This is a genomic window from Allobosea sp. 05L423 (assembly GCF_056397745.1).
Genome location: NZ_JBFTOA010000001.1, coordinates 541,550 through 561,306 on the forward strand (window position 1 = coordinate 541,550; position 19,757 = coordinate 561,306).

Below are 19,757 nucleotides of genomic sequence, written 5' to 3' on the forward strand. Positions count from 1 at the left end.
TGCCGTGACCCTCCATCGCTACCGTTCCCACACCTGCGGCGCGCTCCGCGAGAGCGACATCGGTCAGACCGTTCGCCTCTCCGGCTGGTGCCACCGCATCCGCGACCATGGCGGCGTGCTCTTCATCGACCTGCGCGACCATTACGGCATGACGCAGGTAGTGGTGGATCCGGATTCGCCGGCCTTTGCGGATGCCGAGACGCTGCGCTCGGAATGGGTCGTGCGCATCGACGGCAAGGTCAAGCCCCGTCTCGCCGGCACCGAGAACGCCAACCTGCCGACCGGTGCGGTCGAGGTCTTCGCGACAGGCATCGAGGTGCTCGGTCCCTCGGCCGAATTGCCGCTGCCGGTCTTCGGCGATCTCGAATATCCCGAGGATACCCGCCTCAAGTACCGCTTCCTCGACCTGCGTCGCGAGAAGCTGCACAACAACATCATGCTGCGCACCAAGGTCATCGACTCGATGCGCCGCCGCATGAAGGATTCGGGCTTCTCGGAGTTCCAGACGCCGATCCTGACCGCGTCCTCGCCGGAAGGCGCGCGCGACTTCCTGGTGCCGAGCCGCCTGCATCCGGGCAAGTTCTACGCGCTACCGCAGGCGCCGCAGCAGTACAAGCAGCTCCTGATGATGGCGGGCTTCGACCGCTATTTCCAGATCGCGCCCTGCTTCCGCGACGAGGATCCGCGCGCCGACCGCCTGCCGGGGGAGTTCTACCAGCTCGACGTCGAGATGAGCTTCGTCGAGCAGGAGGACGTGTTCGCGACGATGGAGCCGGTGATCACCGGCGTGTTCGAGGAATTCGCCGAGGGCCGCACCGTCCAGAAGAACTGGCCGCGCATTCCCTATGCCGAGTCGATCGCCAAATACGGCTCCGACAAGCCCGACCTGCGCAACCCGCTGGTGATGCAGGATGTCTCCGAGCATTTCCGCGGCTCGGGCTTCAAGGTCTTCGCGCGCATCCTCGAGGGCGAGAAGAACCGCGTCTGGGCGATCCCTGCGCCGGGCGGCGGTTCGCGCGCCTTCTGCGACCGGATGAACTCCTGGGCGCAGGGCGAGGGCCAGCCCGGCCTCGGCTACCTGATGGTCAAGGAAGACGGCGAGGGCCAGGGGCCGATCGCCAACAACATCGGGCCTGAGCGCGTCGCCGCGATCATCAAGCAGATGGGGCTGAAGGGCGGCGACGCCTGCTTCTTCGTCGCGGGCGATCCGGACAAGTTCTACAAGTTCGCCGGCAGCGCCCGGAACAAGGTCGGCCAGGAGCTCAACCTGATCGACGAGAACGTCTTCGCCTTCGCCTGGATCGTCGATTTCCCGATGTTCGAGTACAACGAGGACGAGAAGAAGGTCGATTTCTCGCACAACCCCTTCTCGATGCCGCAGGGCGGTCTGAAGGCGCTGACCGAGGAAGACCCGCTCTCGCTCAAGGCCTTCCAGTACGACATCGCCTGCAACGGCTTCGAGCTGGCCTCCGGCGGCATCCGCAACCACCGCCCCGAGGCAATGGTGAAGGCCTTCGAGATCGCCGGCTATGGCGAGGAGACGGTGATCGAGCGCTTCGGCGGCATGTATCGCGCGTTCCAGTACGGCGCCCCGCCGCATGGCGGCATGGCGGCGGGCGTGGACCGCATCATCATGTTGCTGGCGCGCGCGACGAACCTGCGCGAGGTCGCGCTGTTCCCGATGAACCAGCAGGCGGTCGACCTGCTGATGGGCGCGCCGGCCGAGGCGACGCCGAAGCAGCTGCGCGAGGCGCATCTGCGCGTCAACCTGCCCGAGAAGAACGGCTGACCACCATGCCTTCGCTGCCTGCCGGGCGAGCCCTGTCGCTCGCCTGCCTTCTTGCGCTGCCGCTCGGCGCCTGCGTCGCCGGCGAAGCCGATACCAGCGCCGGGCGTGCCTCGGCGCTGGCCACGACCGTCTCGCGCGCGACGGCCTGCAAGGCGGCCAAGCCGCAGCGCGGCACGCTCGATCGCTTCCTCGCCGCGGAGAAGGCGCGCGGGGCGAGTGACGAACAGCTTGCCGCTGCCCGTTCTGCCTATGTCAGCGTGTCCGAGGCCGAGACCGTCAACCAGGGTATCCGCCCCGAGCCTTGCACGGTCGAGGAGCGGGGGCAGCTCAAGGAACGGATGGGCCGCATCCGCGGCGGGAACTTCGACGCCTCCTGAGCGGCTGCCGATTTCATGACCACTGCCAAGCTGTTCGCCGCGGGGCTGATGCTCCTCGGGATTGCCGGGTGCACCAGCGTGGCCGGCCCGCCGCCAGGCACCGTGGAGTATGCCGCCGCGACGGTCTCGCGCGCCTATGATTGCGGCCTGCGCGTCGACCGCGGCCGCATCATCGCCCGGCTCGACCGGCAGGACCGCCAGCGCTTCATCGAGGCCAATGCCGGCTACGCGGTGAAATCCTACAAGGCGCCGCACCGCTGCGACACGGCGGAGCGCGAGCGCGTGCAAGGCGAGATCGGCGCGCTCGCCCGGCGCTAGATCGCCGTGCGTCATGCCGAACGCAGCGCGGCAACTAGCTCTTTGTGAAAGCAACGGATTCCTCCGAAAGCCGGATTCCGCTTTTCGGTCCGATGCTGTGAATTCGCTTGCGTCCCGCGCAGTGTCGAGGCCACAAGGCCGCAATGCCCGCCGCCGCCATCACCGCCATCGTCGTCAGCTACGACAGCGCCGAGGTTCTGCCCGCCTGCCTTGATGCGCTGGCGGCCGAGGGCGTGCCGGCGATCGTCGTCGACAATGCCAGCCAGGACGAAAGCCGCAGCGTCGCCGCGGCGAAGGGCGCAAGAGTGATCGCGAACGCCCGCAACGAGGGCTACGGACGCGGCAACAATATCGGTATCGCCGCGGCCGACACGCCGTATGTGCTGATCGTCAATCCCGATCTGGAACTACGCCCGGGCGCGGCCACAGCGCTGCTGGAAGCGGCCGGGCGCTATCCCGATGCCGGGATGCTGGCGCCGCGTATCATCGAGCCTTCGGGCCGGGTCTTCCTGCAGCCACGTTCGCTGCTCTCGCCTGATCATCTCAACCGCAGCGGTGGCATGGTCGTGCCGGAAGGCGACGCCTGCCTGCCCTTCCTCTCCGGCGCCTGCCTGCTGATCCGGCGCGAGCTGTTCGTCGCGCTGGGCGGCTTCGACCCGGCGATCTTCCTGTTCTACGAGGATGACGACCTGTGCCGGCGCATGCGCGATGCCGGCCATGCGCTGATCCATGTCCATCGTGCCGAGGCGCGGCATGGCCGCGGTCGCTCGAGCGCGCCATCGCCGCAGCGCCGGTTCAAGGCACGCTGGCATCTGGCCTGGTCGGAAGGCTATATCGCCCGCAAATACCGCCTGCCGGAGCCGGGCCCGATCCGCACGCTGGAGAATTTCGGCAAGGCGATCGGCTACGGCCTTCTGCTCAACCGCGAGAAGATGAGCGCCCATGCCGGCTCGGTCGCGGGGGCGCGGGCCTGGCGTCGCGGCAGGACGGCGCTGGCGCATGAGGGGCTGGAGGTTTCGCCATGATCGGGCGTGCGCCGCGTGTCGCGAAAGCGCTCGCCAATCCGCACAACAATTTCGGCGTGCTGCGCTTGGTCATGGCCGTGGCCGTGGTGATCTCGCACGCCTTCAGCGTCACCGACGGGCGGCTCGAGCAGGAGCCCTGGTTCGCGACGACGGGCTTCACGCTGGGCGAGCATGCCGTCAACGGCTTCTTCGCGATCTCCGGCTTCCTCGTCACGATGAGCTTCCTGCGACGTGGCTGGCGCGACTATGTGCTGGCGCGGGTGCTGCGCATCGCGCCCGGCCTGATTGCGGCGACGCTGATCGTGGCCCTCGTGCTCGGCGCGCTGATGACGAACCTCGACCGGGCGGCGTATTTCAGCGATCCGCGGCTGTGGCGCTTCATCAGCGCGACGCTGACCAGCTTCAAGAGCGCAGCCGCCCTGCCGGGCGTGTTCGAGGGCAATCCGCTGCAATTCCCGATGGGGACGGTCTGGACGCTGAAATACGAGACGCTCTGCTATCTCGGGGTTCTGGTCGCGGGTCTCGCCGGCCTGCTCGCCAGGCCGCGGCTGGCCCTGGCCGCGCTTGCTGCCCTCACCATGGCGGTGGTCCTGCGCGAGGTGCTGATGCCCCACGGACCGAAGGGCACGGAGACGGCCCTGCGCCTGCCGCTGATCTTCCTCGCCGGCGGCGTCATCTATCTCTATCGCGAGCGGGTGACGCTCTCGCTGCCGCTGCTGGCGCTCGCGCTTCTCGCGCTGGTGCCGCTCGCTTACACGCCGTTCTACAAGGCGGCGCTTTATCTCGTCACGGCCTGGGGCGTTCTCGTGATCGCACTCGCCCCGGCGTTGACGCGCCGCTCGGTAGAGCCGCCGGCAGACCTGTCCTACGGCGTCTATCTCTATGGCTGGCCGGTGCAGCAGGCTCTGCACGCGCTGTTTCCGGCCCTTGGCGCGGTTGCGCTGCTGTGGCCCTCTATGGTTGCGACCTTCGTGATCGCGGCCTTGTCCTGGTTCCTGGTCGAGAAGCCGGCGCTCAACCTCAAGCGCCGGTTGCTGCGCGCGTCCTGACCGCGGCGACGAACTCCCCGATCCGCTCGCTCATGAGGAGCGGAAGGAGGGGGGCGAGCCGTTCGCGCGGAAGCTCCCACCAGCGGCTCTCGAGAAGTGCCGCGACAGTTGCCTCGCCGAAGCGCAGCCTGACGACGCGGGCCGGATTGCCCGCGACGATCGCATAGGGCGGCACGTCGCGCGTCACGACGGCCCGGGCCGCCACCACGGCGCCATGGCCGATGCGGAGGCCGGACAGGATCATGCATTGCGAGCCGAGCCAGACATCGTGGCCGATGACGACGTCGCCACGCGTGGTGTCGTGGCCGCTCACGCCCGCCGTCTCCGGCCAGAGGCGAGGCAGCGCGGGGAAGGGGTAGGTCGTCGCCCAGTCGAGCCGGTGATTGCCGCCCAGCAGGATCTCGACGCCGTCGGCGATCGAGCCGTAGCGGCCGATGGCGAGCCTCGCCCCGCTTTCGGGGAAGCGCACCTTCGGGCGGCCATAGGTGTAGCGGCCGAAGACGAATTGCCCCGGCCGCCGTGCAAGGAGATGCGCCAAGTGTAGCCGGGTCTGGTTGTTCGGGTTCAGCCGTTTGCGCAGCCAGCCGCGCGGGACGGCGGGCAGTCCTGCCCACCATCCTTGCAGGCGCGAGGGGCGCCAGTCGCGATCCTCGGCAGCGATGACGCCCTCCAGATCAGAGGGCATCGGCCTTCAGGTCGATCTTGTCGAAGATTTCCGTCGGCTCGGTCATGGTGATGACGTCGGCGAGGCCGAGGCCGGTCTGCGACTTGGCGCTGGCCTGGACGTTGAGCGTGCCGGGCTTCGCGACGAAGCGCGAGACCGCCGCGGTCAGCGTCTTGGCGGCGTCGGAGGGGCCGAGGATCGCGGCAAGGCCGAGGCTTGCGATCATCGCATACTGCTGGCGGACTTCCTCGACCTTGCGCTTCGACTTGCGGGCCTCGTTCTCGATCATCTTCTCGACCAGGCCGAAATTCTGCAGCTTGACCTGCAGATTGCGCGCGGTGGCGCCGAGCGCGGCGACCTGGGCGAGGGCGAGATCGCTGGAGAACAGGTCCTTCGTGACGTTGCCGAGCGTGCCGGAGGCGTCAAGCTGGACGAGGCCGGCGCTGCCCAGCGACAGGCTGCGGATGGCGAGCTCGTTCTTCGCCGCCTCCCAGGCCAAGTCGAGCTTGGCCGAAAGATCGAGCGAGCGGATGCCCATCGCGATCATGTCCTTGGCGGCCGGGTTGCCGGCCGTGTCGACGATCGGGGTCACCAGCTTGTCGATGGTCAGCGCGAGGCTGGTCGGGATGCCGTTGAGCTGCTCGCCGGCCTTGAGCTCGAAGGTGCCGAGCGCGATCTTGATCGCGTCCTTGCCGGTGATGGCCGGCGGCGCGTCGATCGAGATCCCGGCGAGGCGCACCGTGCCGATGGTCGGGATGAAGCGGCGGAAGTCGAGCTCTTCGATCGGCTTGTCAGGCTCCGTCAGCGCTGCGCGCAACTCGCGGAAGACCGGCGCGAAGGAGAAGCCGGAATAGCTGATCGTGTCGATGCCGCCCTTGGCGGGGCCGGAGCTGAAGCGGAAACCTTCGAGAGCGAAGCCCGACTTGGCCGGCGTATTCTCGCCAAAGGCCATGCGGGCGATCTTGATGTCGACCGCATCCGGCTTGGTGTCCGATTGCGGCGGGGCAGAAACGGTCATGGCGAAGTCGCGAGCCTCGCCGCTGCCATATTCGAACATGTCGAAGAGCGAGAGCATGGACAGACCGAGTCGCTTCTCGGCGTCGCTCTTCTGCGCGGATTTCTCCTCGCTCTGCTCGGCCTTGCCGTCCTTCTTGCCGGCCTCTTTCTTCTCGACCTCCTCGGAGGCGGCGGCGAGCTGGTTGACGACGTCGAGCAGTGGCTCGGGGCCGACCTTGGCGGCGAAACCGCGCGCAGTGGTCTTGCCCAGCGACGCCTTGCCGGCCTTGCCCATGTCAAGGGTGTAGCCGTCCTGCTCGAAGCTGCCGATCAGCGGCGACATCTTCTCCTCGACGCCCGGCGCAGCCTTCTCGGTCAGCACCCGCGCGCTCTGGCGCAGGTCGAAGGCGTCGAAGGCCGTGCGCTTCAGCTCGCCCTTGATCGGGCCGGTGGCGCCACCGTCGCCGACGATCGTTCCGCTGGCGGATTCACCGTGGCCGATCCTGCCTTCGCGGATGTCGGTGAGGCGGATGTCGCGATAGGTCGTCGTCTGCTTCTGATCGCCGAAATTCTGCACCATGGTCAGCTCGGGTGCGCTGATCTCGGTCGCATTCAGCCGGCCCGCGCGCGCCGCCGCCGAATCACCGGCGGTGCTGGTGAACAGGGCGAGGAAGACATCCTTCTCCAGCGTAGAGCCTTTGACGGTGATCTTCGGCGCATTGATCACCATCCGGCCGAGATCGATCTTGACGTTGTCGATCTGGAAATCGGCGGCCCAGACGGGAGACGCAAAGGCGATGAGGACGGCCGTCAAGGCCGTGCCGGTGAGATGCGTCGGCCGACGAAGGCGCGCGATCGACATAAGGGACTCCTGCTTCATTGGCCGGGCGAAACTGCCGCGAGCGGATAGCGAAAGAAAGCCGCCGAACTCTGGGAGGCAGCGTCCTGCATTCATATGACGAGGAAAGGCTTGACCGGAAGATGGCGGACACGGCCATCTGCCGAAGATTCGCCATCCGCCGCTTCTAAAGCATGAGAATGGCGATGGCCGCCATGGAGTTGGGACGCGATGCACGCCTTCAAGACCGCTTTCGCCGCAATCGTTCTCGTCCTGATGGCGCTGATGCCCGCCGCCGCCCAGAGCCAGCCTGCCTCAGCCGGCGCCGGGCTCGAACCGCTCGTGATCGTGAGCGGCGGCACGCGGCATGCCTTCCAGGTCGAGGTGATGCGCACGCCCGACCAGCGCGCGAAGGGGCTGATGTTCCGCAACTACATGCCGGCCGATCGGGGTATGTTGTTCGACTTCGGCGCCAGCGAGCCGGTGGCGATGTGGATGCAGAACACCTACATCTCGCTCGACATGCTGTTCATTCGAGCGGACGGCACCATCGCGCGCATCGCGGAGCGGACGGAGCCGCTTTCGACGCGCACGATTCCCGCCGGCGAGCCGGTGCTGTCGGTGCTCGAGATCAATGGCGGCGTCAGCAAGCAGCTTGGCCTCAAGCCTGGAGACAAGGTCGAGCATCCGCTGTTCAAACGCTGAGAGGCGGCGAGGCGGGGGCTGCTGGCGAATAAAGCCCGCTTCGTGACGGCCGCCCGCAAAACTTCGTGAACGGCCGGCCAGGCTTCGGGTTGCGCTACCGTGCGGGGACGAAGGCGAAGATCACGTTCTCCCACGACGAGGCGGGGACGACGCCCGGGATGCGCCAGCGCAGCGAACGCGGCAGCTCCCGGCGAACGTGGGATCCGTCCGCTTCCGCTGTCAGGGCCTGCCGCGGCTTCTCCGATTCGTCGTTCTCGTCCCTGTTCGACGGGTCGACCTCCCGCACAAGGTGCGGCTTGGGGAAGTGCTTCTCGCGCTCTCTTCTGGCCTCTTCCTGCTCGCGCCTCGTCTTTGCCAGGCGCGCAGCGCGCGAGAGCGGATTTCCTCGTTTCATGGCGCGTTCCTTCAGGGCTTTGCAGCTATGAGAAGCTGGTGGAGATGCAGGGCTGCACGCGCGATGTACGCAGCCAGGACGAGCACAACGAGCACTCTGATCCAGGCGTTGATCGGTGAGGCTTCGGCAGGACCCCGGCTGTGCCGGAACGGTGCGACCTGTTTCATATCGGCGCGTTCCTTGTGGCGTGGAGCCGAGCGCTTCAAGGAGTGCGCCACCGGCGCCCGCCGAAGGCCGCCGCCTTCCGCAAGAGGCGAGCCGCTTCTCGAGCGGCGATAGCGTCGGCCGCCGGGTTACATGGGAGGGGAGCGATGCTCGTTCCCAAGAGCGATGGAGGGACGAGACAAACGGCCGGAAAACATCGCTGGGCGTTAATGGGAACTTCCTGTTCCCAAACCGTCCCGACGATGCTATTTCGTTCCGCGTTGCGGCAGGTGGTTTTGGAACTGTCGTGATGGTTTTGCGAGTGATACGATACACTTGCGGACTGTCGGGGTATAGCGCAGCCCGGTAGCGCATCTGCTTTGGGAGCAGAGGGTCCCAGGTTCGAATCCTGGTGCCCCGACCATTCCAGACCGGTACAATACGGCCCGGCTCCCGGGCCGGAGCAAATCTGGTGACGGCCGAGCGCTATTCATGACCGCACGTATCTACCGACCGGCCCGTACGGCCATGCAGTCCGGCACCGCCAAAACCGAGCGCTGGCTGCTCGAATACGAGCCGGAGCGGCCGCGCGAGATCGAGCCTCTTATGGGTTGGACCTCTTCGTCGGACATGAAGAGCCAGCTCAGGCTCTGGTTCGACAACGAGGCGGAAGCCGTCGCCTATGCCACGCGCAATGGCATTCCTTTCCGCGTCGAGCAGCCGCATGATCCGAAGCGCCGCTCGGTCTCCTACTCGGACAATTTCAAGTATACGCGCGTCGGTCAGTGGACGCATTGACGCGATGACGACAGGCGAGGGGCCCTCCCTTCGCTTTCGGGCCCGTAGCTCAGTTGGATAGAGCAATAGCCTTCTAAGCTATCGGTCGCAGGTTCGAATCCTGCCGGGCTCGCCATTCTCCTAAAAACTCCTTTCCTTTTAAGGGGTTAGATCCGCCGATTTGACTAGCCGGTTTCTCGTTAGTCAAATCCTGATCGAATGCCGCGGCGGATTTCGCCATGGCGGCTCTGGCCAGCACCTTCCGCTGGGCTTCACGGCAATACTGCTCGATCTCCCGGATACAAGCTGGCGGAGGTCTGGTGTAACGACTGTGTTCGCTATGCTGAGATCAGCCTGTACGGGCTGCCTGGCGATCTGCCGATCCCGGACATCTGCCTGCGCTATCGCTGCTCCAAGTGCGGCGGCACAATCTCTCGTCTCGCGGGAGAATCAGCGAACACTACGAGAAAGCCGAAGAGCGCCGTGACAAGTCGACGAGGAGCCCGCCGGCAATCGTCGGCGGGCGTGGCTCAGCTGAGCACTGAATGATTGTAATGAAGCAGGACGTTCTGCTTCAGATCCTCCTCGTCGAGCGCCAAGGGCGCAAAACCGGCGACGAGGCAGGCGATTCTGGTCCGCTCCCTTTCATGCTCCGGCTCGGGAATGGACCTCTTGACCTCGTCCCAGACGGCCTCCAGTGCGGCATAGGCCCGAGCGAGATCGGCAGGATCGGTCAATGATAAAAACGGCATGACTCCTTTCCCCTAGAAGTGAACCGTGGGGAAAAATTTAGGTGCTGAGGAGCGGTTCGCAAGAGCTTTCACACCAGTGCGGAACCCCGCCCCGATCGATCAGGTTGAACCCTCAAAAGAGCGTTGTGGGAGGTGAAAAATGGTTGCGTTGCGAAAGCCTGCAGGGCCGTCCGCGCGCGGGGGCGATGCCGCCTGAGTGTGAGCTTTATCGAGAGTGCTGCCAGGATGAGTATGGCAGCCGCCATATCGTCATTGTCTGGCGCGAGTGGCCCGGCCTCCCAACGACATCTTACACGCTCAAGGACGGCACACCGGTTCACTATGAAGATGAGTGCCGCTTCTCACTTCCATCGGGGAAAATGCTAATCCGGTGCGAGCACTAACGTCGATGGATGCTCCGGTGACGACCAAACCGCTGAAGCTCGAGCTGCGCGATATCACTCATCTTGCTGTCACAGTAGAACCGGGAGGGGCCGCGGTCATTGTTGGACGCGGATTCGACGATAGCGAAATCGAAATCCTGCTGGCGCCTGAAGCGCTAACGAAGCTCGAGGCTTTCCTGGGGCAAGCGAATCTGGAACAGGCTAAGCTTCGTTCCAAGCACTGATTTGCGCCGATGTCCTACCCACCCGACAACCCGCCCATGACCTTCTCCATCCTCGCCGGCCGCGAGGTTTCGGCCTGGTCGGAGGAATGGAAGCACGAGTGCGAGGTGCGGTCTCTGGCCGAGGTCGATCACCAACGGCTGTAGATTGATCCAAGACTTGCCGGATCGGCTATGGCGAATTGACGAGTATTGTCGGCGTTTTCGGGCTTATAAGACGGTTTGACATCGCCCGCCCTCTCGTCAGCTGAGGCGGCACGGCGATTATACTTTCGCCCAAGCAGTTCGCGCTGTTGCGCGCCCTCGCCGCCGCTCCTCCAGGATCTGCGACAGCCCCAGCCGTTCCAGCGAGCGATTTCCCTCGGCGAGCACGAGCCCGACGCGCTCCAGCCCTGCGGCATGGGCCGCGTCGTCGGCGGTATCGACCTCGATCGCGACGATCGCGCGGGCGTCATCAGTCCCGGTGAGCCGACAGAGAAGCCAGTGCCCTCGTTGCGGCAACGTGAAGGTCGCCGCCGCGAACGGAGCGGCCGAGTCCAGCAAGATCGGCCGGGCGCGGCCGGCGAGGGCTTCCGTGACATCGCGGGAAAAGGGCGAATGGACCGTCGCCAGCTGCCCCGGCCCCGCCATGGCGAACAGCGCCGCCGGACGGCCGAGTGCCTGCGACAATTGCTCGGCCACAATGCGGTAGACCGAGTCCACACCGGTTGCAGCTGCGAGCGCGCTGCTGACTTAGTAGATGCGCCGTATGGTCCGCTCGCCTTCCGTCGCCTGAACCATCTGCCGCCTGAGCTTGCCGGCGAGCTGCCCCACGGCGAGGGCGACGACGAGTGAGGTGATCAGGTCGACGATCTGCGGCGGCTCGAAGACCAGCGCACTGAAGAGCGGCGGATAGAACAGCGTCGTCATCAGCGCGCCGAGCGCGCGGCAGCCATATGCTTCGATAGCGTTCCGCGGGGATACCCGCCACAATTTCACGGGCCGGGCGGCGATCATGCGTCGTCCTCGCGCTTGCCCGCTCGCGCCCCGCAGCGTAAACCGCGCGCGGCTTCGCCTTGATCGTGCCCGAAAGGCCCGGCAAGCGTGCGGCGTTCCAGCGCGACCGGCTTTCAGCACAGGCGCGGCCCGGCGGTCGCGAGGATGGATGATGTTTTCGCTCACGCCAGCGATCGATCGGCTGACGAGTGTCCTGGCGGCCAGCCATGCGCGCGTTTGCGCCTTTCTGGTTCTTCTGTCGCTCGCCGCTTTTCTGCCCGGCTTCAGCACGCTCCAGCCGCTCGACCGCGACGAGCCGCGCTTCGCCCAGGCCAGCAAGCAGATGCTTGAGACCGGCGATTTCGTCGACATCCGCTTCCAGGATGAAGCCCGGCACAAGAAGCCGGTCGGCATCTACTGGCTGCAGAGCGCGGCGGTGAAGGCGGGCGAGGCGCTCGGCGTGCCGCAGGCGCGCACGCAGATCTGGCTCTACCGCATCCCCTCGCTGCTCGGTGCTATCGCGACGGTGCTGCTGACCTACTGGGCGCTGCTGGCCTTCCTGGCGCGGCGCTATGCGCTGCTCGGCGCCTCGCTGATGGCGGCTGCGGTGCTGCTCGGCGTCGAAGCCCGTATCGCCAAGACGGATGCCGTGCTCGCAGCCTGCGCGGTTGCCAGCATGGGCGCGCTGGCACGGGCCTGGTTCGACTGGACGCGCTCGCTCGCTTTCGTGCCGGACCGGCGCAATTGGCTGGTGTTCTGGGGCGCGACCGCGATCGGGCTCCTGATCAAAGGGCCGATCGTGCCGATGGTCTGGGGCCTCGCCATCCTGGTGCTGAGCGCGAGCCAGCGTTCCTTCCGCTGGCTGAAGCCCTTGCGCTTCGGGCCGGGGCTGCTGCTTTGCCTCATCGTGGCGCTGCCCTGGTTCGTCGCGATCATGCTCAAGACCGGCGGCAGCTTCTTCGCTGAGAGCGTCGGGCAGGACATGCTGGGCAAGGTCGCGGAGGGGCAGGAGAAGCATTGGGGGCCGCCTGGGTTCTACCTCCTGGTCTTCTTCGCGACCTACTGGCCGGCGGCGGCCTTCGCCGCGATGGCGGTGCCCTTCGCCTGGATCAGGCGCAAGGAGCCGCAGATCCTGTTCCTCATCGCCTGGATCGTGCCGAGCTGGCTCGTCTTCGAGGCGGTGCCGACCAAGCTGCCGCACTACGTGCTGCCGCTCTATCCCGCGATCACCGCGCTTCTGCTGCTGGCGATGATCAACGGCGGCATCGATCGTTATCGGCGCGGCGCGGTGGCAACCGCCTGCCTCGTGCTGATCGTCCCGCTTGCGCTCATGGGCGTGATCCTCTTCGGCAATTGGAAGCTCGACCAGACCCTGCCCTGGCTGGCTCTGCCCGGCTTCGCGCTGGTGCTCCTCGCTGCTGCCGGCGTCATTGCCGCCTTCCGGCGTCTCGACCTTGAAGGCGCGCTCTGGCGCTGCGTGCTCGCGAGCTTGCTGCTGACGGCCTCGGTCTACCCCTTCGCCATCGAGAGCCTGCGCTCGTTGAAGCTTTCGCCGCGGCTCGCCGAGGCGGCGCGGGCGGCCTGTCCAGACCCTGCCGTGCAGACGCTGGGCTATCGCGAGCCGAGCCTGGTCTTCCTGACCGGCACGAATCTCGGCATGGCCGCGAGCGGCCAGCAGGCGGCCGATTTCCTCAGCCTGCCCGGATGCCGCGTCGCCTTCGTCGAAAAGCGCTTCGCCGACGAGTTCCAGGCCGCGCTCGCGAACCAGCCGGTCAAGCCGCGCCTGTTCACGACGATCCGCGGCTTCAACCTCAATGGCGGCCGCCTCCTCGAAATCGCCGTCTTCGTCAGGGAGCCGGGTTGATAAATGCTTGCCCCCGGTCGCGTCGCATTTTGACGGAACTGTCAAAATGGGAAAAAAGCGTGATCGTTTCCTGTCGCTTGGAGCATTGCTTTAAGCGAAAAACCGGTTCCCACTTTTTTGCGCAATGCTCTATGGGCTGCGCTGACGCAGTTTGCGGGCCATTTTGCCGGAAGATGCCGTTTTGACCGAAACCTCCTCCCATCCCCTGCTCAGCGTCGTCGTGCCCGTGCGCAATGAGGCCGGCAACATCGCGCCGCTCGTCGCCGATATCGAGAAGGCCTGCGCGATGATCGGCCCATTCGAGGTGGTCTACGTCAATGACGGCTCGACCGACGGCACGGCCGAAAAACTCGCGGAGCTGGCGGCGACGCGGCCTTGGCTGCGGGTCGTGACCCATGGCCAATCCTGCGGGCAGAGTGCGGCGGTGCGCAGCGGCGTGCGCCATGCGCGTTCCGCCATCGTCGCGACGCTCGACGGCGACGGCCAGAACGACCCCGTGTTCCTGCCGGAAATGGTGGAGACCCTGCAGAAGGGCGGCCTCCATGCCGGGCTCGTGCAGGGCCAGCGGGTCGGCCGCAAGGACACCGGCTTCAAGCGCTGGCAGTCGAAGGTCGCCAACGGCGTGCGCGGGCGGGTGCTGAAGGACGATACACGCGACACCGGCTGCGGGCTGAAGTGCTTCCGGCGCGAGGCCTATCTGGCGCTGCCCTATTTCGACGCGCTGCACCGCTTCATGCCGGCACTGATGGCGCGCGAGGGCTACAAGGTGCTGCATGTCGACGTGCGCGACCGGCCGCGTCTGACCGGCGTCTCGAACTACGGTTTCTTCGACCGGCTCTGGGTCGGTATCCTCGACCTGGCCGGCGTCTGGTGGCTGATCCGGCGGCGCAAGCGCGTGCCCCAGATCGTCTCGGAGACGATGTGATGCTGATCGACCTGCAACAAACTATCGGCAACTACTTCCACGACGTCTTCGTCAACAACATCGACTGGTGGGTGCTGCTCGGCGTCGTGGCGCAGGGGCTCTTCACCATGCGCTTCGTCGTGCAGTGGCTGGCGAGCGAGAAGGCCGGTCGTTCCGTCGTGCCGATGACCTTCTGGTGGTTCTCGATCGGCGGCGGTGCGCTGCTGCTGATGTACGCGCTCTACCGGCGCGACCCGGTCTTCATCCTCGGGCAGGGCTTCGGCGTCTTCGTCTACATCCGCAACCTGCAATTCGTGCTGCGCGCCAAGGCGCGCGGCGAGGATACGAATTCCGGGCCGGGCTAGGCAAAGGGCGTCATTCTCGGGCTTGACCCGAGAAACGCCGGCAGGACAAAGCGCAGGAGCCTCGTTCCTCACAAGATGCTCGGGTCAGGCCCGAGCATGACCGACGCTCAGCTGCGCTGTGGCGTTGACGGTTCGGCGGTCGCGCCTTGCGCCGGCGAGGGCAGGGGGTCTGTTGGCTGCTGCGGCTTGCGCATGGAGGTCGACAGGCCGGGATAGCGCTCGCGATAGGCCTTCAGGAATTCCGAGACGCTGTCGGCATTCGCGGTCGCGCGTGCCATCTCCCGGATATCGGCCGCGCGGGAACGGTTGGCGCCGGTGACGAAGGCGAAGGTGCGGGCATCGGCGCTGCGCGCCATTTTCGTCGCGAACTTGCTGCGCAGACGGTCCAGCGACAGGGCTTCGTTCGCCATCACATAGGAGACGCCGGCGCGCATCACGTCGGCTCGCTCGGCATCGGTCAGGGGCGCGTCACCGCGCCAGCTCTCGTCGAGGATACGCTCATAGGCCTCGCCGGCCTCGCGCCAGCGCCGCCCGGTCCAGTAGATGTCGGCGCGCAACCGGTCGACCTCGGCGCCGCGCTCGCCCTCCAGCATCTCCAGCGCCTGGTCGGTCCGTGAGAGATCGGAGAGCGCCTTGGCCTCCAGCAGCAGCCGGGCACGCTTGACGTCGGCGGGCAATTCGACGAGCCGGGTCGCGTTGATCGCGCGGACCGCCTCGGCCGGCTTGCCATTCATCAGGTCGATCATGGCGAGGCGGGCGGCGACCGTGGAGCGGGCCGCGCCGGTCAGGCGGCGATCCATCTGGTAGCGCAGGATCTCGGCGCTTTGATCCAGCAGGTCGAGTTCGACCAACCGGTCGGCGAGGAGGCGGGTGATCTCGTCGCCGCGCCGGCCGATCGGCAGGAATTCCTTGAAGTCGTAGAACAGCGCCAGCGCCTCGATGCGCGGCAGGGTACCAAGGCCTGAGCCGGTGAAGAGCTCGGCGAAGCGCTGAGCCGTTTCATCATGCATCCGGCGGGTCAGCGGATCGTCGGGGAAGTTCTCATTGGCCCGGCGCGCAATCAGGAAGGCGTCGCGCCAGCGCTGCTGGTCGGCATAGAGCCGGCCGAGCTCGGCAAGCGCCTCAATCTCGAGCCGCCCACCGCGCCAGATCACTGAGACGGTCTCCAGGCGGGCAATGGCCTCTTCCGGCTTGAGGTCCGTCCGTTTCTCGGCGTCGGCGAGCTTGACGGCGCGCAGCTGCGCCTCGGCGGCGACGGGCCGGCTCTTCGCCTCGAACAGCGCCTTGTAGCCGTTCATTGCCGCCTCGGGGCGGCCGCTGGCGTCGTCGAGCCGTGCCTGCAGCAGGGCGAGGTGCTCCTGGTCGAAGCTGCCGCGCGGCATGTCCGTGAGCGCCTGCACCTGCCGCTCGGCTACGCCCATGTCCTGCGTGGCGAACGCGGCGCGCGCCATCGCCTCCCGGAACTCGCCCTGAAGATCGACGGGGTAACGGTCGAGCACCGCTTCGGCTCGGCGGAAGCCGACCATCGCCTGAGCGTTCCGGTTCAAACGCTGTTCGACCAGAGCGCGCCAGAGGCCTGTCTCGATGTCGTCCTTGATGGCCTCGGCGTTGAAGGCGGCGACCGCATCCTGATCGCGGTGCATTTGGGTTGCGATGACGCCCCGCAGGAAGAGAGCTTCCCGGTTGCCGCGCATGGCCGGGTCGTCCGCCATCATCGCGCGGAGGGGGCCGGCGGCTTCCGGCATCAGGCCGTTGGCGGCGTAGAAGCGGGCGAGCGCCAGGCGCGCATCCGATTTGCGGCCGCGCGAGGCGTCGGTCACGTCGAGCATCAGCGTCCGGGCGCGGTCGCGCAGGTTGCCGAGCCTGAGTTTCGCCCAGGCATCGCCGTCGAGCAGCGGCGGGGGGGCGCTCTTCTCGGCCTGTGCCTCGGCCTGCTGCTTGTTCGGCTCGGCAACATCTAGCGAAACAGTGAGGCCGCCGGTGCGGCCGATGCGCACCTGCTCGGTGCCGGCGCGCACCGCGATATCGTCCGAGCGCGGCTGGACAGCGAGACCTTGCGCGGTCTGGAGCAAGCCGAATTCGACGAACTGATACGGCTTGGGCGTGACAAGCACCGGCCCGGTTGCCGTGGCGACCGCGATCGGCAGGCCTGCGGGCCCCACTTCCAGCCAGTGGATGCCGGTGAGCCCGGCGAGTGGAACGGCAAGGATGGTCTGACCGCGCTCATCCATGCTGCGCTGTGGCTTGATCACGGCGGCAGGCTTGCCCGCATCCTCGCCGAGATCGAGCGACCAGCCATTGCCATCATCGAAGAAACGGGCGAGCGGCTGACCGGCCAGGCGCAAGCGGACGAGCGTCACGCGGCCCTCGCGCGTCACCGAACTCTCCGCGATGAGCTTCGGCAGCAGGCCGGCGAGGCGGGCGGGGTCGATGGTGTCGCGCGTGTCGAAGACCAGCGTCATCACGCCCGCATCGAGGAAGGCGGCGGCGCCGGTCTGGCGCGGAAAGCGGAAATCGAGGCGCGTCTCGGCAGCGGAGATAGCGACCGGGCCGGGCGGCGGTTCCTGGGCTGGCGCTACAGCGGCAGGCTGCGCGGGCGTGGCCGGCTGCACGGCCGGCTGAGGGGCGGCAGGTTTGGTCGGCTCTGCGGCGGCCGGTGCGGGCGTCGGCGTGGCCGGCGGCTGCGGCTTGTCGGTACCGGGCAGCGAGAGCGCGTCGATCTTGGCAGGCCGCAACAGGTCAACGACCAGCCCTGTTTCGTCGTTGAAGCTGCGGGCCTGCCAGTCCTTTGGCAGGGCCAGCGTCAGGGTGAGCGCATCCTTGCCGGCGTCGAGCCCGGACAGCGCGACGTCGGCCGGGAGTGCGTTGCGGATTTCGGCCGCCTCGACGTTCATCGGCTTGTTGAAGACGAGCTTGAGCATGCCGTCCGAGAGGTCGCTGGAGAGCTTCGTCTCGGCGGGGGCCTTGAAGATCAGGCGCTCCAGCGTCGGCAGGCTGGCCGAGCGCATCGTCAGCACCGCAGGCGGAGCGGCCTGCTGGCGGGCGGCTTCGCGGGCCTTCGCTTCGGCGACGCGCAGCCGTTCGGTCAATTCCGCGATGGCTTCCGGCGGCGGGCCGGGCATCACGCCCGCCCAGTTCTGCGGCAGGAGATCGATGAAGGCCTTGTCGCCGGCCTCGATCAGGTTCGCCTTGTACGATTGGGTCAGCGCGAAGCGCATGCCGCGTCCATCGGGGTCGACGCGCGCAACCGAGACGTAATTGGGCAATTCGCGGGCGATGCGTGCGATATCGACGCGGACCGGGCTGCCAAAGGCGACGATCAGCACGCCGTTGGCGACGCGGATGCGGGTCTGGATCGGTTCGTCGAAGGCGAGCGAGACGCGGCCGAAGCCGGCCTGCATGGCCTCGCCGCGCATCGTGGCGCTGGCGGCCCATGCAGGCGCGTTCAGGCCGGCGGCGAGCGCGAGAGCGGCCAGCCCGATACCGAAGGCGAGGGAACGCGACAGAGGCAAACGGAATACTCGACCCAACGCGACTATGGCCTTTGCATCACGCAGACGCGGCGGCCCTCGGGCACGCTAGCGCGTCAACCATAATGCCGTCTTAACGGGGCCATCTTCAAAACCTCAATATTTGCGGGGTTTTTGGCGGAAATGTTTTTCACTCGGTAGCGTTTTTTGCATTCGGCTGTTCTGCAGGCGTTCCGCGCGCGGCCAAACGCTGGTCGATATGGCGGCTGTATTTCATCACCATCTCGACCGACATGCCGACGATTGCCGCGATCTGCTGGTGCGTCCGGCCCCTGATCCGCTCGTCGCAAACCTTGGTCGCGCGCAGGTCGTGCGGGGTGAAGCCGCGTAGCGCCGAGCCGGCTTCCGTCGCGGCATAAGCGTTCCACTCGTCGCGGAAGCTGTGCGGCGAGAACGCCCGGCCATTCTTGCGCGCCACATAGAGCGCTGCCTTGAACACCGGCCAGCCATCGATCGTCGCGGCCTCTTCTGGCCGCAGCGGGCACCAGTGCGGCTTGTCTCGCAGTTTGGTGATCGTCAGCATGATCCCGTCCTCGTCCCGGTTGGCGGGCCGAAGCGGCAGCACATCCGATATCCGCTGTCCGATGGCGCGGGCTAGCACAGCGTAGCGGCGCAGAAATTCTGGGGCATCGTCGGACGTGAGTGCCTGCCACGCCTCCACGGTCAGCGGCTTGGCTTCGTCAGGCTCCTCCTCGAACCCGTCGACTTCGCGGGCAGGATTGTCCTTCCGCTTGCCCGTCTGGACAGCGAGCTTCATCAGCGCGCGGATCTGCGACAGCACGAGATTGCCCATCGCCGGCCTATCGCTGAACTGCGTCCGCATGGCGATGATATGTGCGACGGTCAGGGCGGCGGGATCGTGCGGCCCCCAAGCAGCATCAATCACCGCGAGAGCCCGCTCATAGGCTGAGACGGTGTTGGGCCGGTGCTTCTGCCATTCCGGCTGCAGCTTGTAGTCGTCGATCAGCGCCTTGATCGTATCGCCGGAAGGCTGCTTCGACTCGCCTGTGATCTTGGCGATTGCCGCCCAGAAATCAGGCGTGCCGAACTCCGGGAGCCGCGTGCGCGGTCCAGCATTCTCCTTCCCGCGCCGATCCTGGTGATACCAGTAGACGACGCCGTTACGCCCGATGACGCGAGTGACGCCTTTAGGCAGCGGCATGACGACGGCCCTTCTGGACATTCTTCAAGCCCTCCATGAAAGGGTCATGGTGCTTCGCGTGCGTCTCGCCGGCAAGGTGCTGCTCCAAGGTCGGCCAGTGCCAGCGGATAATCTGACCGCGGTCGATCTGCGGGCCGGGGATGAAGCCGGCGCGCAGCCAAGTGTCGAACGTGTCGACACTGATCATCAGCATCTCCGCCGCAGCCTTGCGATCGACGAAGACGGGCTGGAGCGTCGCGCGCGCCATCGTCATGCCCTCCTCAGCACGTTGCCGGAGGAGACCATGCGGAAGCCGTCTTCGAACTCGAGGCCCACGGAATTCATCGTGCCGCGGGCAAAGACGCGGCAACGCTGGCCCTTCCGGCCGCAGCGATCCCACCGATAGATATAGGGGAATGTGCCAATCCCGCGCCCGGACAAGTCTTCGTGAGCGGGGCCAATAAATTGCTTGCCTGTCACGATTGGGTCAGCCTTCGACAATAGCGTCCTGGGCTCCAATTCGCCCAAACTGGCGCTGTTGGACTT

The 19,757-nt window shown here is 66.6% G+C and carries 21 protein-coding genes and 2 tRNA genes; 14 read left to right on the plus strand and 9 right to left on the minus strand.

The genetic code is table 11. The annotated features are described in order from the left end of the window. The first annotated feature begins 4 nt into the window (after positions 1-4). From aspS to AC1DNE_RS02665, 5 genes are all read left to right on the plus strand, one after another. Entirely contained in the window at positions 5-1,789 is a 1,785-nt protein-coding gene (gene aspS, locus AC1DNE_RS02645) for an aspartate--tRNA ligase (protein ID WP_441469532.1), read from the plus strand. Between the two features lie 5 nt (positions 1,790-1,794). Continuing rightward, positions 1,795-2,166, plus strand: coding sequence for a hypothetical protein (locus tag AC1DNE_RS02650; RefSeq protein ID WP_441469531.1), 372 nt, complete (start codon positions 1,795-1,797; stop codon positions 2,164-2,166). A 15-nt stretch (positions 2,167-2,181) separates the two neighbouring features. Next, the gene (locus tag AC1DNE_RS02655; RefSeq protein ID WP_441469530.1) at positions 2,182-2,484 is read left to right on the plus strand and encodes a hypothetical protein; all 303 of its coding nucleotides are present in this window, start codon (positions 2,182-2,184) and stop codon (positions 2,482-2,484) included. Positions 2,485-2,627: 143 nt separating this feature from the next. Next, entirely contained in the window at positions 2,628-3,509 is an 882-nt protein-coding gene (locus AC1DNE_RS02660; protein ID WP_441469529.1) for a glycosyltransferase family 2 protein, read from the plus strand. After that, on the plus strand, positions 3,506-4,558 hold the full coding sequence (locus AC1DNE_RS02665) for an acyltransferase family protein (RefSeq protein WP_441469528.1): 1,053 nt from the start codon (positions 3,506-3,508) through the stop codon (positions 4,556-4,558). Before AC1DNE_RS02660 ends, AC1DNE_RS02665 begins: the two co-directional genes overlap by 4 nt. Here AC1DNE_RS02665 and AC1DNE_RS02670 read toward each other — a convergent pair. Together AC1DNE_RS02670 and AC1DNE_RS02675 are read right to left on the minus strand one after the other, a co-directional pair. Continuing rightward, entirely contained in the window at positions 4,530-5,243 is a 714-nt protein-coding gene (locus AC1DNE_RS02670) for a CatB-related O-acetyltransferase (RefSeq protein WP_441469527.1), read from the minus strand. The two genes, AC1DNE_RS02665 and AC1DNE_RS02670, sit on opposite strands and share 29 nt — an antisense overlap. Next, complete coding sequence (locus AC1DNE_RS02675; RefSeq protein WP_476765500.1) at positions 5,233-7,080, minus strand: hypothetical protein; 1,848 nt, start codon at positions 7,078-7,080, stop codon at positions 5,233-5,235. Before AC1DNE_RS02675 ends, AC1DNE_RS02670 begins: the two co-directional genes overlap by 11 nt. A 207-nt stretch (positions 7,081-7,287) precedes the next feature. On the opposite strand from AC1DNE_RS02675, the gene AC1DNE_RS02680 reads away from it, so the two are divergent. After that, positions 7,288-7,761, plus strand: a complete 474-nt coding sequence (locus tag AC1DNE_RS02680; protein ID WP_441469525.1) for a DUF192 domain-containing protein — start codon at positions 7,288-7,290, stop codon at positions 7,759-7,761. Positions 7,762-7,855: 94 nt separating this feature from the next. Here the strand turns inward: AC1DNE_RS02680 and AC1DNE_RS02685 are convergent, their stop codons facing one another. Beyond that, positions 7,856-8,155: a hypothetical protein gene (locus AC1DNE_RS02685; protein WP_441469524.1), complete on the minus strand. Its 300-nt coding sequence runs from the start codon at positions 8,153-8,155 to the stop codon at positions 7,856-7,858. A 491-nt stretch (positions 8,156-8,646) separates the two neighbouring features. On the opposite strand from AC1DNE_RS02685, the gene AC1DNE_RS02690 reads away from it, so the two are divergent. The 3 genes from AC1DNE_RS02690 to AC1DNE_RS02700 all read left to right on the plus strand — a co-directional run bounded on the left by AC1DNE_RS02690 (position 8,647) and on the right by AC1DNE_RS02700 (position 9,212). Then, positions 8,647-8,723 (plus strand) — tRNA-Pro (locus AC1DNE_RS02690). A gap of 68 nt (positions 8,724-8,791) precedes the next feature. Further along, on the plus strand, positions 8,792-9,097 hold the full coding sequence (locus tag AC1DNE_RS02695; protein WP_476765499.1) for an ETC complex I subunit: 306 nt from the start codon (positions 8,792-8,794) through the stop codon (positions 9,095-9,097). 38 nt (positions 9,098-9,135) lie between these two features. Continuing rightward, positions 9,136-9,212, plus strand: a tRNA-Arg gene (locus AC1DNE_RS02700). 394 nt (positions 9,213-9,606) lie between these two features. Here the strand turns inward: AC1DNE_RS02700 and AC1DNE_RS02705 are convergent. Then, the gene (locus AC1DNE_RS02705; RefSeq protein ID WP_441471602.1) at positions 9,607-9,828 is read right to left on the minus strand and encodes a hypothetical protein; all 222 of its coding nucleotides are present in this window, start codon (positions 9,826-9,828) and stop codon (positions 9,607-9,609) included. Between the two features lie 400 nt (positions 9,829-10,228). On the opposite strand from AC1DNE_RS02705, the gene AC1DNE_RS02710 reads away from it, so the two are divergent. Both AC1DNE_RS02710 and AC1DNE_RS02715 read left to right on the plus strand, forming a co-directional pair. Next, the gene (locus tag AC1DNE_RS02710; protein ID WP_476840904.1) at positions 10,229-10,435 is read left to right on the plus strand and encodes a hypothetical protein; all 207 of its coding nucleotides are present in this window, start codon (positions 10,229-10,231) and stop codon (positions 10,433-10,435) included. A 36-nt stretch (positions 10,436-10,471) separates the two neighbouring features. After that, a complete protein-coding gene (locus AC1DNE_RS02715; RefSeq protein WP_476765498.1) occupies positions 10,472-10,579 on the plus strand; it encodes a DUF7696 family protein in 108 nt (35 codons plus the stop codon). Positions 10,580-10,696: 117 nt separating this feature from the next. Here AC1DNE_RS02715 and AC1DNE_RS02720 read toward each other — a convergent pair whose 3' ends face one another. Then, positions 10,697-11,134, minus strand: a complete 438-nt coding sequence (locus tag AC1DNE_RS02720; protein ID WP_441471605.1) for a hypothetical protein — start codon at positions 11,132-11,134, stop codon at positions 10,697-10,699. A gap of 30 nt (positions 11,135-11,164) precedes the next feature. After that, entirely contained in the window at positions 11,165-11,341 is a 177-nt protein-coding gene (locus AC1DNE_RS02725) for a DUF4118 domain-containing protein (RefSeq protein WP_441471606.1), read from the minus strand. A gap of 238 nt (positions 11,342-11,579) precedes the next feature. On the opposite strand from AC1DNE_RS02725, the gene AC1DNE_RS02730 reads away from it, so the two are divergent. The 3 genes from AC1DNE_RS02730 (at position 11,580) to AC1DNE_RS02740 (ending at position 14,540) form a co-directional block, all read left to right on the plus strand. Then, complete coding sequence (locus AC1DNE_RS02730) at positions 11,580-13,271, plus strand: ArnT family glycosyltransferase (RefSeq protein WP_441471607.1); 1,692 nt, start codon at positions 11,580-11,582, stop codon at positions 13,269-13,271. A gap of 181 nt (positions 13,272-13,452) precedes the next feature. Further along, positions 13,453-14,196: a glycosyltransferase family 2 protein gene (locus tag AC1DNE_RS02735; protein WP_441471608.1), complete on the plus strand. Its 744-nt coding sequence runs from the start codon at positions 13,453-13,455 to the stop codon at positions 14,194-14,196. Then, positions 14,196-14,540 (plus strand): lipid-A-disaccharide synthase N-terminal domain-containing protein, encoded by a 345-nt coding sequence (locus AC1DNE_RS02740; RefSeq protein ID WP_441471609.1) that lies wholly within the window; start codon positions 14,196-14,198, stop codon positions 14,538-14,540. Before AC1DNE_RS02735 ends, AC1DNE_RS02740 begins: the two co-directional genes overlap by 1 nt. A 107-nt stretch (positions 14,541-14,647) precedes the next feature. Here the strand turns inward: AC1DNE_RS02740 and AC1DNE_RS02745 are convergent, their stop codons facing one another. The 3 genes from AC1DNE_RS02745 to AC1DNE_RS02755 form a co-directional block, all read right to left on the minus strand. Next, the gene (locus tag AC1DNE_RS02745) at positions 14,648-18,052 is read right to left on the minus strand and encodes a hypothetical protein (protein ID WP_476765496.1); all 3,405 of its coding nucleotides are present in this window, start codon (positions 18,050-18,052) and stop codon (positions 14,648-14,650) included. 148 nt (positions 18,053-18,200) lie between these two features. Further along, the gene (locus AC1DNE_RS02750) at positions 18,201-19,253 is read right to left on the minus strand and encodes a site-specific integrase (protein WP_476804177.1); all 1,053 of its coding nucleotides are present in this window, start codon (positions 19,251-19,253) and stop codon (positions 18,201-18,203) included. After that, entirely contained in the window at positions 19,219-19,485 is a 267-nt protein-coding gene (locus AC1DNE_RS02755; protein WP_476765494.1) for a hypothetical protein, read from the minus strand. Before AC1DNE_RS02755 ends, AC1DNE_RS02750 begins: the two co-directional genes overlap by 35 nt. Positions 19,486-19,757 lie beyond the last annotated feature (272 nt).

What these genes read in the sequence shown, in the direction of transcription:
- AC1DNE_RS02695 (WP_476765499.1), top strand. Translation starts at nt 8,792, where the DNA reads ATGACCGCACGTATCTACCGACCGGCCCGTACGGCCATGCAGTCCGGC.
- AC1DNE_RS02705 (WP_441471602.1), bottom strand. Translation starts at nt 9,828, where the DNA reads ATGCCGTTTTTATCATTGACCGATCCTGCCGATCTCGCTCGGGCCTAT.
- AC1DNE_RS02755 (WP_476765494.1), bottom strand. Translation starts at nt 19,485, where the DNA reads ATGACGATGGCGCGCGCGACGCTCCAGCCCGTCTTCGTCGATCGCAAG.
- AC1DNE_RS02675 (WP_476765500.1), bottom strand. Translation starts at nt 7,080, where the DNA reads ATGTCGATCGCGCGCCTTCGTCGGCCGACGCATCTCACCGGCACGGCC.
- AC1DNE_RS02715 (WP_476765498.1), top strand. Translation starts at nt 10,472, where the DNA reads ATGACCTTCTCCATCCTCGCCGGCCGCGAGGTTTCGGCCTGGTCGGAG.
- AC1DNE_RS02680 (WP_441469525.1), top strand. Translation starts at nt 7,288, where the DNA reads ATGCACGCCTTCAAGACCGCTTTCGCCGCAATCGTTCTCGTCCTGATG.
- AC1DNE_RS02740 (WP_441471609.1), top strand. Translation starts at nt 14,196, where the DNA reads ATGCTGATCGACCTGCAACAAACTATCGGCAACTACTTCCACGACGTC.
- AC1DNE_RS02655 (WP_441469530.1), top strand. Translation starts at nt 2,182, where the DNA reads ATGACCACTGCCAAGCTGTTCGCCGCGGGGCTGATGCTCCTCGGGATT.
- AC1DNE_RS02750 (WP_476804177.1), bottom strand. Translation starts at nt 19,253, where the DNA reads ATGTCCAGAAGGGCCGTCGTCATGCCGCTGCCTAAAGGCGTCACTCGC.
- AC1DNE_RS02730 (WP_441471607.1), top strand. Translation starts at nt 11,580, where the DNA reads ATGTTTTCGCTCACGCCAGCGATCGATCGGCTGACGAGTGTCCTGGCG.
- AC1DNE_RS02650 (WP_441469531.1), top strand. Translation starts at nt 1,795, where the DNA reads ATGCCTTCGCTGCCTGCCGGGCGAGCCCTGTCGCTCGCCTGCCTTCTT.
- AC1DNE_RS02665 (WP_441469528.1), top strand. Translation starts at nt 3,506, where the DNA reads ATGATCGGGCGTGCGCCGCGTGTCGCGAAAGCGCTCGCCAATCCGCAC.
- AC1DNE_RS02725 (WP_441471606.1), bottom strand. Translation starts at nt 11,341, where the DNA reads ATGACGACGCTGTTCTATCCGCCGCTCTTCAGTGCGCTGGTCTTCGAG.
- AC1DNE_RS02685 (WP_441469524.1), bottom strand. Translation starts at nt 8,155, where the DNA reads ATGAAACGAGGAAATCCGCTCTCGCGCGCTGCGCGCCTGGCAAAGACG.
- AC1DNE_RS02660 (WP_441469529.1), top strand. Translation starts at nt 2,628, where the DNA reads ATGCCCGCCGCCGCCATCACCGCCATCGTCGTCAGCTACGACAGCGCC.
- AC1DNE_RS02670 (WP_441469527.1), bottom strand. Translation starts at nt 5,243, where the DNA reads ATGCCCTCTGATCTGGAGGGCGTCATCGCTGCCGAGGATCGCGACTGG.